At 51.5% G+C, this 11,277-nt stretch carries 4 protein-coding genes; all 4 read right to left on the bottom strand.

What is annotated here, in order from left to right:
• Positions 1-36 precede the first annotated feature (36 nt).
• The 4 genes from AC0QH1_RS11735 to AC0QH1_RS11720 all read right to left on the bottom strand — a co-directional run bounded on the left by AC0QH1_RS11735 (position 37) and on the right by AC0QH1_RS11720 (position 10,500).
• Entirely contained in the window at positions 37-6,162 is a 6,126-nt protein-coding gene (locus AC0QH1_RS11735) for a PAS domain S-box protein (RefSeq protein WP_324631297.1), read from the bottom strand.
• A 221-nt stretch (positions 6,163-6,383) separates the two neighbouring features.
• A complete protein-coding gene (locus AC0QH1_RS11730) occupies positions 6,384-6,929 on the bottom strand; it encodes a Rab family GTPase (protein ID WP_324631296.1) in 546 nt (181 codons plus the stop codon).
• A 2-nt stretch (positions 6,930-6,931) separates the two neighbouring features.
• Positions 6,932-9,664 carry an OmpA family protein gene (locus AC0QH1_RS11725; protein WP_324631295.1) on the bottom strand — a complete coding sequence of 911 codons (2,733 nt, stop codon included), beginning with the start codon at positions 9,662-9,664 and terminating at the stop codon, positions 6,932-6,934.
• A gap of 218 nt (positions 9,665-9,882) precedes the next feature.
• Positions 9,883-10,500, bottom strand: a complete 618-nt coding sequence (locus AC0QH1_RS11720) for a hypothetical protein (protein ID WP_324631294.1) — start codon at positions 10,498-10,500, stop codon at positions 9,883-9,885.
• Positions 10,501-11,277: the final 777 nt, after the last annotated feature.

Genomic DNA, 11,277 nt, shown 5'->3' with positions numbered 1-11,277 from the left:
TAGACCCCGGGGAATTTTTGTGGTAAAATAGAGGGATTAACTGAGATTTTCCTCGGCCAAAAATGCCTGTAGGCGCTGGAGAATGCCCTCTAGCTGCTGCACCAACTCCATCCCACCGTGGAGGCAATTGTTTTTCCCCTGATGTTCCAGTTGCTTGGCGAGATCGGGCATGGTCAGAATCGCCACGGTGGCACTGGCCCCTTTGAGTTGATGCGCGCGATGAGCGAGCATCTGGCAATTTTCGGTAGCGATCGCGGTTTTCATCTCTTCTACATAAACTCTCGCATCCTCGTAGAAGGTTTCTAGCAATTCCCGGGCAAATTCTGTATCCCCTCGGGCAATATGATGCAGTCGGTTTAAATCCACCGGCACCTCATCCTCGGAGGCGGGGGATTGGGCGGCGGGGCGATCGGGCGCATCCATCGGGCGATCGCCATCTCCTTCCCGCCCATCGCTTTCCTCCGTGGGGGCGTTTTTCCCCACGATGCGATCGCTCCAGCGCTGCAAAAGTTCGGCCAAACGATCCAACTCAATCGGTTTGCTGATATAATCATCCATGCCGGTAGCCAAACACTTTTCTCGATCGCCTTTGAGGGCATTTGCCGTCATGGCAATCACAATGGTATGGCGGGATTCAGCTTCGCGATCGCGCAGGGTTTGAGTGGCTTTATAACCATCCAGCACCGGCATCAAACAATCCATCAGCACGATATCGTAGTCCCTCTCGGCGAGGCGATCGAGTGCCTCTCGCCCATGACTGACACAATCGGCATTATATCCCAAAACTTGCAATTGATTTAAAATGACTTTTTGATTGATTGGGGTATCTTCCACTAACAAAATCGATACCTTCGCCGAGGGGGGGCGATCGGGGAGTGGGAAGGAAGAGAGATTCCCGGTGGGGGAAGGGATTTGTGCCAAACTCTCGCCGTGAACGGAATTTATCAAACTTTCATAAAGGCGAGATACTTTCAGCGGTTTGAGTAAATACCCCGTCGCCCCTTGTTCTAGGAGGCGTTTGAGTTTTTCGTGCTGTTGGATCGACACCATGACAATCCACTTCGTCGCGGATAAACTGGGGTCGAAACGAATCAGTTGTACCAGGATTTCCCCCTGCAATTCGGGATTGACTAAATCGATCAGGGCGAAATGATAAGGCGTACCGCATTCCGCCGCATTTCGCAAAGTGGAGATTGCCCCTTGCACGGTAGAATAGCGATCGCACTGCATTTTCCAGGCGGTGCAATAGCGGGAGATCGACTCGGAAGTGATGCTGCGATCGTCAAACAACAACACTCGCAACCCCGTCAACACATTCGCCGAATCTGCCATCGTCTCGCAAGCATTCAACTGCTTTTCCAAGGTTGCGGTAAACCAAAATTGCGACCCTTCTCCCAAGGTACTTTCTACTCCAATTTCTCCCCCCATCAAACTCACCAACTGCTTGCAAATGGCTAACCCCAAACCGGTGCCGCCATACTGACGAGTGGTGGAGGCATCCAGTTGGGAAAAAGACTGAAACAATTTATCTCGGTCTTCTGCAGCAATGCCAATGCCCGTATCCCGGACTTCCACATAAATGGTGGCAGTGGTATCGGTTTGCGAGTGCAGTGCGGCGCGCACCACTACTTCCCCCGTTTCCGTGAATTTGAGGGCATTTCCCGTTAGATTCATCAATACCTGACGCAGGCGAGTCGGGTCGCCTTTGAGCAAAATCGGCAGGTCATGTTCCACAAAGCCAAACAGTTCTAGTCCCTTGTTTTCGGCTTGGTGAACCAGCAAATCTACCACTTCTTCCACACAGCGATTTAAGTCAAATTCCACCGATTCCAACCGCATTTCCCCGGCTTCGAGTTTGGAAAAGTCGAGGATATCGTTAATCAGAATCAGGAGATTTTGGCCGCTGACGCGCAGGGTGCGAACGAATTCTTGTTGTCGCTCGTCGAGGGAGGTTTGTAAGAGTAAATCAGTCATGCCAATCACGCCATTCATGGGGGTACGAATTTCGTGACTCATGTTGGCGAGAAATTGAGATTTCATCCGCGAAGCTTGCAAGGCTTGTTCTCTGGCGGCGACTAATTCATTAATCACCTGGGCAACCATCGCGATGCCACCCACATTGCCTTCGGCTTTATACCAAGGTTGGATCGTCCAGTTTAAGTATAAAATCGTGCCATCGGATAACTGGAATCTATCCTCGGGATTGGAAATGACTTCCCCTTGCATGGCGCGCCGGAACATCGCTTGATACTCTTCCGACAAATCGGGGAAAATTTCGTAATGCGATCGCCCAATTAGAGAGCGATCCGCGAGATTATAATCCCGCAACCACCGTTCGCTGTGGGCGATATAGCGCATTTCGGGATCGAACATTGCCATCGCCACTGGGGCATTGGTAATAATTTGGCGCAACTGCTGTCGTTCCCGTTCTCGCACTTGCTCGATGGACTTGCGATCGCTAATATCGTGAATCGTACCGGAAATTCCGCAATAGGTGCGATCGGCAGACCAGATGGCGCGCCGTTGCACTTCCATCCAGCGGTAGCCCCCGCTTTTGGTTAAATAGCGAACCTCCTCGCGGATATCCCCTTGCAACCCCGCCAACATTGCTTGACAATTCTCGACGCACACCGGGCGATCGTCGGGATGGACGAACTCCAGATAATGTTTCCCGAAGCTTTCTGCGGGGGTAAACCCGGTGATTTGGGTCCAGGCGGGATTGAGAAAGCTCCAATTGCCGCGATCGTCGGTTTGGAAAATCACTTCTTTCAGGGTGTCTACCAGGGAGCGATATTTGTTCTCGCTGGCTAACAATGCAGCTTCGGCGCGTTTGCGTTCGGTGATGTCGCGCTGTACCGTGGCAAAACACATCGGTTCGCCGCTGTCGAGGTGCCGCACGAGAAAGACGCTGGTTTGCATGTGGATGAGGCGATCGCTTTGCAGGTGACGCAGTTGGGTTTCTCCCTGCCAATGGCCGGTTTTTCGCACGCTGGGAATCACCGTATTGCGATATTGCACCCAAGTCTCGGGAGAGAGAAAACGGGAGATGGGAGTGGCGAGGACCTCCGGGGCGCTGTCGAGTCCCACCAATTCTCGACCGGCTTGGTTGATATAAAACATCAATCCGTCTAGGGTGGTCATGCCGATAAAGTCGGTGCTGTTTTCTACCAGGGCGACGAACTTCTGTCGTTCTGCCTCGGCGGCGGCCCGATCGCGCGATTCCATTGCCAGGGAAGTCATATACGCCAGATAACTGGCAAAGTTCTGCTCTTCCAGTTTCCAGACCCGGCGATCGCCCACCTGTTCGTGACAGATAACCCCCACGGTCCGTCCCCCCAGTTGAATGGGCACATCTAATAGGGAGACGATGCCGAATTGTCGAAAGTAAGGGGAGGCCAGTTCCCGGGTGCGGGCATCTCCCTCGGCGTCATCAGCGGCGATTAAGCGCTCGCGTTCCAGGGCGCGGAAATAATTCGGATAGTCGGCTACGGCGATTTCCATGCCCTGGGAATGTTGCTGCTTGCTGTGTTGGTACAAGTCGGCGCAGCAGAGTTTGGCGCGATCGCTGTCATACAGCCAAACGCTGACCCGCTCCACATTTAACGTCTCTGCCGCTATGTGAGTCATTTCTCGCAAAGTTTCTCTCACATTACCGCCGTACGCCCACTCACTTTGCGCTAGCTGCAAAAGCGCGGAATGCTGCTTTCTCAGGCGGGTTTCGCGCTCTCGCTGCAAGGCCACGGCTTCTAGGCGTTCTCGGTCTACGGCGATCGCAGTGGCGGCAGCGCGGAGTAAATCGATTTCCAACTCATCCCACAGGCGATCGCGGCTGCAGTTCGCCCAGGCGATCGCCCCAAACAATTCCCCCCTCACCAGCAAAGGTAAAATTAACATCGACTCGATCCCCCGAGCTTGCAAACACTCCCGTTCGCTGGGGGGAAATTCCCTCCGGATACCGACCACAATTTCCCCGTTGCGAAGTTCGTGCCGCCAGCGGGGAAACAACCCCGACTCGGGCAGGTTGGGCAACTCGGGCGGCTGGGACAAGGGCAAGGGGCGATCGCCACACCACCGGGCATGCTGTGTCATCTGTGGGGAACCTGCCGCCTCTGCATCCGGTTGGAATATGCCGATCCAATCCGCACCGGCAGCTTCGGTTAAGGGGGCGAGAATCTCCCCGTAGTCGATGTCGAGTCCGTGATGCGCCAGTAAGCGCCGTTGCACTTCCACCAAGGCGGCAAGAAACCGTTCCCGTTTGGCAATCTGGGCTTGTGCCTGTTGTCGGTGGGCAATTTCTGCTTGCAGGGAGGCGTTGGCTTGTTGGAGCTCGGCGGTGCGATCGCTCACTCTCACTTCCAGGTCGTCGTTGGCGCGTCGCAAGGCGTCTTCTGCCCATTTTCGTTGCAGTTCGGCAGCCGCGCGGGCCGCAAAAACCCGGATAATGTCGCGATCTCGCTCCTCTAGCTCCAACGACTGCCGGTCCATGACGATCAAATTGCCGATAACCTGCTCGGCGCTATCGAACAAGGGCACGCCGAAGTAGCCTTCCACTCCCCAATTCTCCAGTCGGGTAAGGTTGGGAAATTGTTGAGTGAGGCGATCGCGCAAGTAATAGGGTTTCCCGGCGGCGATAACCTGCTGGCAAGGGCTTCCCTCTAACCCATATTCGCTATTTTCTTCTAGGCGATCGCCCCGCCACAGGGCCAGGGTTCGCAAGCGATCTGCCGATTCGCCCACGGTTTCTGAGACCACCACGTAGGGCACTTCTAAGGCAATGGCTAAGTGCCGCACTAAGACGGGGAAAAATTCTTCTCCCGTGACGGAAGCGGTTCCGGCAACAATGTTCTGCACCGCTTGTTCCGCTTGCACGCGATCGGTGATGTCGTGCATCGCGACCACTGCCCCGAGTTTCTCGCCGCGCTCATCTACGATCGGCTGCCCGCTTGCCTGCAAGATTCGCTTTTTGCCCCCTTTCGGGGCGATGACCAGTTCTTGGTTGCGAAGGTGCTGCCCCTCGAAGGCGCGATATAAGGGATTCTGTTCCTTGGGCATCACGGTTTTGCCGTCGGGCAAATACCAATTCGGGTTCTCCTCCCATCCTTCGTTGGAAATTGGGGCGTTTTCTGTGCTTTGAAAGTCTCGGGTGGCTCGATTAAATAGGGTGGGAATTCCTCGGGCATCACAGGCAATGATGCTATCTTGCAGGTTGTCGAGCAATGCGTTTAAAAATTTCCGTTCTTTGTTTAGGGCGGCTTCGGTTTGTTTCCGTTCGGCAATTTCGGTTTCTAATTGTTGGATGGTTTGTTTCAGTTGATGGGTTTGCACTTCCACTCTCTGGGTCAGTTCGGCATTCATTTGCGCGATCGCCGCGCGATCGCGCTGCCGTTGCGTTATGTCTCTGCCCACATACACTCTGGCTCTTTCTGCTTCGATGTCGCTGTCAATGATGGCATTGGAAAAAGCTACGATAATCTCGCTTCCGGTTTTGGTGGTGACCGTTACTTCTATCTCTTTTTCTGGGGTTTCTCTGCTCGTTTCTTCGGTTTCTCCCCCAGTGGCTTCGGCGGCAACTCGGGCGCGATCGGGAATGATTTTTTGAATCGATTCTCCAATTAATTCGGATTTTTTATAGTCGAACAAACTCACGGCAGCCGCATTCACTTGTTGGATGATTCCGGCTGGATTGCAGACTAAAAATGCTTCGGCAGTGGATTGAAATATTTTTTCTAAATAAGCGTTGGCACGGTTCAGTTCGTGTAATAATAAATAGGCTTCGTTTTCTCGCTGGACTAGGGTTTGTCTCAGCTCCATTCTTTCGGTGGCTTCTTCAAAGAAAAGGAACAATTTATCGGCTAATTCTCCCGATTCTGCATCGGCGATCGCCCAAAAATCGAAAAAATACGGATGCGTGATATCCGTGCTGCGATCGATGCCTTCTATTTTAAAGCTTTCTTGTCTCCCTTCGAGAATGTCAATAAAGGTTTCTTCTACGCCAATGAATTCGGGAAATCCCAGGCGCACATCTGCTCCAACTTCTACGCTTTCGGGCACTTCCCCAAAGCTATGCACCCCGGCGGATTTCTCGAGAATATTTAACGAGCAATCTACCACGAGGTACTCTAGCTGGCGGGGGGCTAAAAGTTTTTTTAAGAGTGAATTCATCCTCGTTTGTCCCTTTTTTATTCGGTGTTTATCCCTGAGTTTAAGGCTGTTCGGTTTGCTCTTTTTGGCAACGATTGACACAGCACTGCGCGATCGGCTCTAATCTAAATGCAGTAGGGTGGGCTGACGCCCACCCTACCATCTTAAACCCCGAATTCCCCGGGCGCGGATGACGCGAACTCCCTTAACCCACCTACGGCTTAGCTCAGTCGCACTCGGGTTTAGCGAATCATTCGGGCGGCTAATTCGTGGAAAATTTCATCCACATGCACCCCGGTTTTGGCAGAGGTGCTGTAGGTTGCCAACACGCGCTCTTTGGCGGTGGGAAGGCTATCAATGACCTCTTTCGATAAGTCATTGAGTTTGGCTATCTTGTCTTCTTCCACTAAATCGGATTTGTTCAAAGCAACAATGACCGATCCTTTGGCATTCACGGATGAAAATAGTTTGATATGTTCCGGGAGTCTTTCTAGGGTCTCCTGGCGGGTGAGATCCGCAACCACTAAGGCCCCGCTGGCTCCTTGCAGGTAGGAGGGGGCGATCGCTTTAAATTTGGTATGCCCTTCTAAGTCCCAAATTAGCAACTGCACTGTCACGATTTCCGTGGTGTTAACCCGTTCCACTTCAACGGTTTTTCGCGAAATTTTCACCCCCACTGTCGAAAGATATTGGTCGCTAAATTCTCGTTCGATAAATCGGCGAATCAGGCTGGTTTTTCCCACCCCGAAATCCCCGATCATGCACATTTTTTTAGAAATTGCAGCCATAGTTATTGACTTTCCTCCCCTGATGGGATAGGTTCAAATAATACGACGCGACCGAGCAAATGCGGTTGATGAGCTTCTACATCGTTGGGTGGCTTCGGATTCGCGATCGCTTCGAGTCGCTTCGGATCGACGCCTTGCTTCACCAAGGCGTCGCGTACCGTTGTCGCTCGTTTTAAGGCGAGTCTTTCATTCACTTTTGCCTTGCCGGTGCGATCGCTATGACCGATGATGCGAATCTTTTTCTCGGGATATTGTTGCAAAAACTCCCGCAGAGACCCCAAACTCTCTTCATACCCGGGATTTAACTCAGCCGAACCACTCGCAAAATAGATCCGCGTCCGAATGTTTAGCGGATCGAGCTTTATTGTATTCACCACCGATTTGACTCCCGGAATCTTCTCGAAAGCTTGGGTAATTTTATTCGCATCTTCCATCTCCATTACCGTTCCAGTAACGGTGACTTTTCGATTGCGATAGGCACTCGAAATCGAAACTCCGTCCATTTGATTTAACAGCGCATTCACTCGTTCCACTTCTCCGCTGACTAATACCGGATCCGGTGGCACCTCCACGGGGATAATTTGATTGTCGAGCTTTCGGTTAGGAACCACTTCTGAGATAACAGCACTGGCTTTTTCGCGCATTTCCCGGTTGGGTAGCTTCCCGCTTAGGGTCACGGTGTTTCCCTCGGTTTTGACATCGAGGGGATATATGGCGAGTTCCGGGGTTGAATTTAACGCTAACTCTACTTTTTTACTGATATTACGGTTCACCGCATTTTGATACTGAAATATTCCGAACGGAATGCAAATTAAACTCAGCAGCAGTACCGTCACTCCCACCAGCGCATAAGGTTTCGGCTTCGGTTTTTCCCCCTCGATTTCCATCAACCGCTCGATGAGCTGGTGAATTGGCAATGGTACGGACTCCGGATCGCCATCAAATTGCTCGATGGGTTCGCCATAGTCGAGGATTAGGGTGCTGACGGTTTGCCGCATTTTTTTGATAAATTTCGGCGGCGGGTCTCCTTTCACCACCACGGCTAAATAACAGTATCCGCCCACCTCGAGGATGATTTTTGAATCGCCATATTCGATTTCGTTCAGTTCGGAAACTTCTCCCGGTTGCACGATGCAGTCATTCACAAAGCTGCGAATTGCCGTGAGCATCCCGGCGACCATTTCGGATTCCAGTCGGTAGCTGCCGATTTGTTGTTGTTCGGCGATGACTAATCCGGAGGCTTTGTGAATTAAAAAGATGGCTTGAATGACAAATGGCACCGAATCGCGCAAGATGAGTTCGGCTTCGGATACCCCTTGCATTTTGGCGCGGATCTTGCGCTGCACCCCTTCCATGCTTAAGGCATTGGAGACTTTTTCGTTGATGGAATTAATCACTTCTACCATGTATTTGGAAATGGTGTTACCAATGACCGGGTAGAGTGCGTCCACCATTGCGTCGCGTTCCAGGCGAATTTGTTCTTTAATGGTGCGCCCCATTTCGGGGGCTAATACTTGGGAGATGGCATTGCGATCGAGTCGGATTTGCTCTTTTATGGCGATCGCCATTTCTGGCGCGATCGCTTTGGCCACATCTTCGGGATATTCTGTAATTTGACGGGCGATCGCTGTGGGAAGTACGGAGGCGATCGCTTCGCTCATTGCCCCTTTATCCTGTCGCGATCGGTTTTTAATCACTTCATCGATAATCGGTACCAGCGCCTCGGATACTTCATCTTTCGACTCGGCAATTTTGCGGCTAAGAATTTCGGCTATCCAGGGTTTGAGTAAATCGATTAATTCTTGCGGTTCGTAAATTTGATGTTCTAACGTTTGCAAGTTTCGGTCGATTTTTCCCAGCAGTTCGCGCAAACCGGGCAAATCCGACTCGCTCAATAAATTTTTCAGTTGATTGATTTCTGCGATTTTTGAACCGAGCAACAGGTGTTGCAAGTTCTCCATCGGATCCTCGGATAATTCCGCATTCTCCGTGGCGGGTTCGGTTTTTTCTCTTGCTTCTTCTTGCGGATTGTCTTCTCCTACAATCAGGGATGCTAATTGCTCGAATCCCGCCAGTACCGTATCCGCCTCTTCCTGCAATTGCTGATTATCTTGCGCGATTGTTTCTAGGGACTCTTCTTTGGGTGTGGGGGAACGCACTTCCGACTCTGGATTCGGGCAAGTTTCCCCCCGTTTTTCATCCCGTGGAAGGGAAGAATTCCCGATGGCGATCGCCGAGTTTACATCATCCCCGGTTCCTCCTTCCGAAGTCGGTTCGCTTTCGTCCTCTATCCCATCGGTTCTCAACCTTTCCCCAGAACCATCCTCCTTTAATCCCTCTAAATCCTCCGCCTTATCTTCGGCTACAAAATTGGGGGAGTGCTTCCCCGAAGCTTCCAGCCGTTCGTGTTCCACCGCGATGGTTTTCCAACCGCCGTCGATATTGACCAGATGATGTTTGGGCTTTTCTAGTCTTTTGTCCCAGAATAAATCTCTGGTTTCGCCCCGTTGCTTCGACTCGCTTTTTTCTGCGGCTAAGTCGGTTTTTTCCGTAGATTTTTCGGCGGCTTTTGATTGGGTTTCGCCCTCTGGCGGCGCGGCGATCGCATCCACCAACAGCTCCCGCAACGCTTCGATCGGATCTGTGCTTTTCCGAGGCGGTTGCTTTACTGGTTCGGAAACTACCCCTTCTTTTTCATTATTAACTTGAACGGTACTTTCATTTGATAAATCCATTTGATGCCCCCTTCAAATGTTATTAAACTGCTAGTAGACACCCTGATGCAAATTTCCTTAGATTCCTCTCGGAACCCATTTCCCAATTCAGCGTCCCCCGCTCAATTTGGTTGTTACTTCCCTGCTAGCAGTATCCTCGTCATGCGGATGGGTTTTCCTCTACCCTTCCTTCACACTTTGGTGACTTTTTCTCCCTGGTGCATCCCACTAGAGGTGAGTTAGTCTTCTCCATCATTATTGGGTTGCTGGGGTAACAGCAAATCGGCTGACATCTGCGTTTCTGCCACTTCCCGCAGTTCCGGCGCAAATTCTGTACCTTTCAATCTCATGCCAATTTCAAACAAAATTTCCGCCATATCGTCTCGCGCCACTTTAACCTCTTTAAGGCTAGAAAATCGGCGATCGATTTCTTCAAACACCTGTTCGCGTAAATTATGAATATCTTCTTGAGAACTTTCTCGGTTTTCTATCAATTGTTCCCGCAGAGATTTGGTTTGGTTGTCCAAAGACTCGTCCAACGATTCAATCGTCTTGGAGAGCTTGACTTTCGTGCGCTCGATTTGTTGGCGCACGTCCATCAGTTCTTCTTGGGTATTCAGATTGAGGGACTTGAGTTTCTTCTCTAGGGATTCTATGGCTCCGCGCAGTTCGGTCGCCGCCAGTCCCTTCACTTCATCCAGGCGATCGCGCATTTCCTGCTGCACCATCGACATATTGGATTCTAGTTGTTCCAGTCGATGATTGTAGTCTCTCATCTGCGAGCCGACAATAATCTCGCGAATCTGGTCGATATTCCCCAGCCTTTCGCGCATTTCTTCTCGCGTAATTTCACTCATGTGAAGCACCTCCGATTGAACGCTTGATTTTGATGCATACCAGTCAAATCCTACCGCTTTTTCAGCCAGTTGACCATCAAACTTCCGCAATTTTACGGAGGTGATGAATCGGCGGAGTCTCCAGTCCCTCCTACACCCGGGCTTGACATGACCATTGGCTGGGGTCATACTGATGAGATTAAGCGTGGTAAATCTCTAGTACGGTTCTCTCGCCACAGTAGAACAGTTGCCGGGAGAAAAACACTTTCTGCGGTGGAAACTTATCAAAGATTTACATGATTCAAATCTCCCCCAACCCCGATCGCAGACCCTTGCATGACTCCTACCCCTTCCCCAGAATGCCGATTGTGAATCGGGGGTGGTGAACCCACGGGGAAGACCAGGAAAGAAGGAACGGAAAGCATCAATTCAGCGAAGGCAAAACCAAAGCGGGCGGGACATGCCCTTGCAATCGGAAAAAGCCAGTTTCAGGCAAGCGTTTCGCAAAAACCCTCTCCCCTCCGCCAGTTCGGTGCGATGTGAAATAAGGATAACCCGTATTTTACTCCGTTTTGGGTTCCAGGACAAGACCCTCGCGCTTCAGCGTCTTTATCGGCGATCCACTGGGATTTTCCATCCTTATTCCTCCCCCTTCAACCTCCCCACCCGCCAACGCCGAACCCTCAACTGCCTGGAATCGAATGGTTAAAATAAGGTAGCAGGTGCGATTCGTTCCCGCAAAAGTGGAGGGTAAATGCCCGAAGCGTAAGCGGGGCAAGGAACACAGCCCCTAAAGGC

It is taken from the genome of Phormidium sp. CCY1219 (assembly GCF_055795085.1).
The sequence above is the reverse complement of the archived record's forward strand: the minus strand, read 5'-3'. Positions and strand labels throughout refer to the sequence as shown.

Excerpts from the sequence above, each read along its gene's own strand:
- AC0QH1_RS11735 (WP_324631297.1), bottom strand. The coding sequence starts at position 6,162 with ATGAATTCACTCTTAAAAAAACTTTTAGCCCCCCGCCAGCTAGAGTAC.
- AC0QH1_RS11730 (WP_324631296.1), bottom strand. The coding sequence starts at position 6,929 with ATGGCTGCAATTTCTAAAAAAATGTGCATGATCGGGGATTTCGGGGTG.
- AC0QH1_RS11725 (WP_324631295.1), bottom strand. The coding sequence starts at position 9,664 with ATGGATTTATCAAATGAAAGTACCGTTCAAGTTAATAATGAAAAAGAA.
- AC0QH1_RS11720 (WP_324631294.1), bottom strand. The coding sequence starts at position 10,500 with ATGAGTGAAATTACGCGAGAAGAAATGCGCGAAAGGCTGGGGAATATC.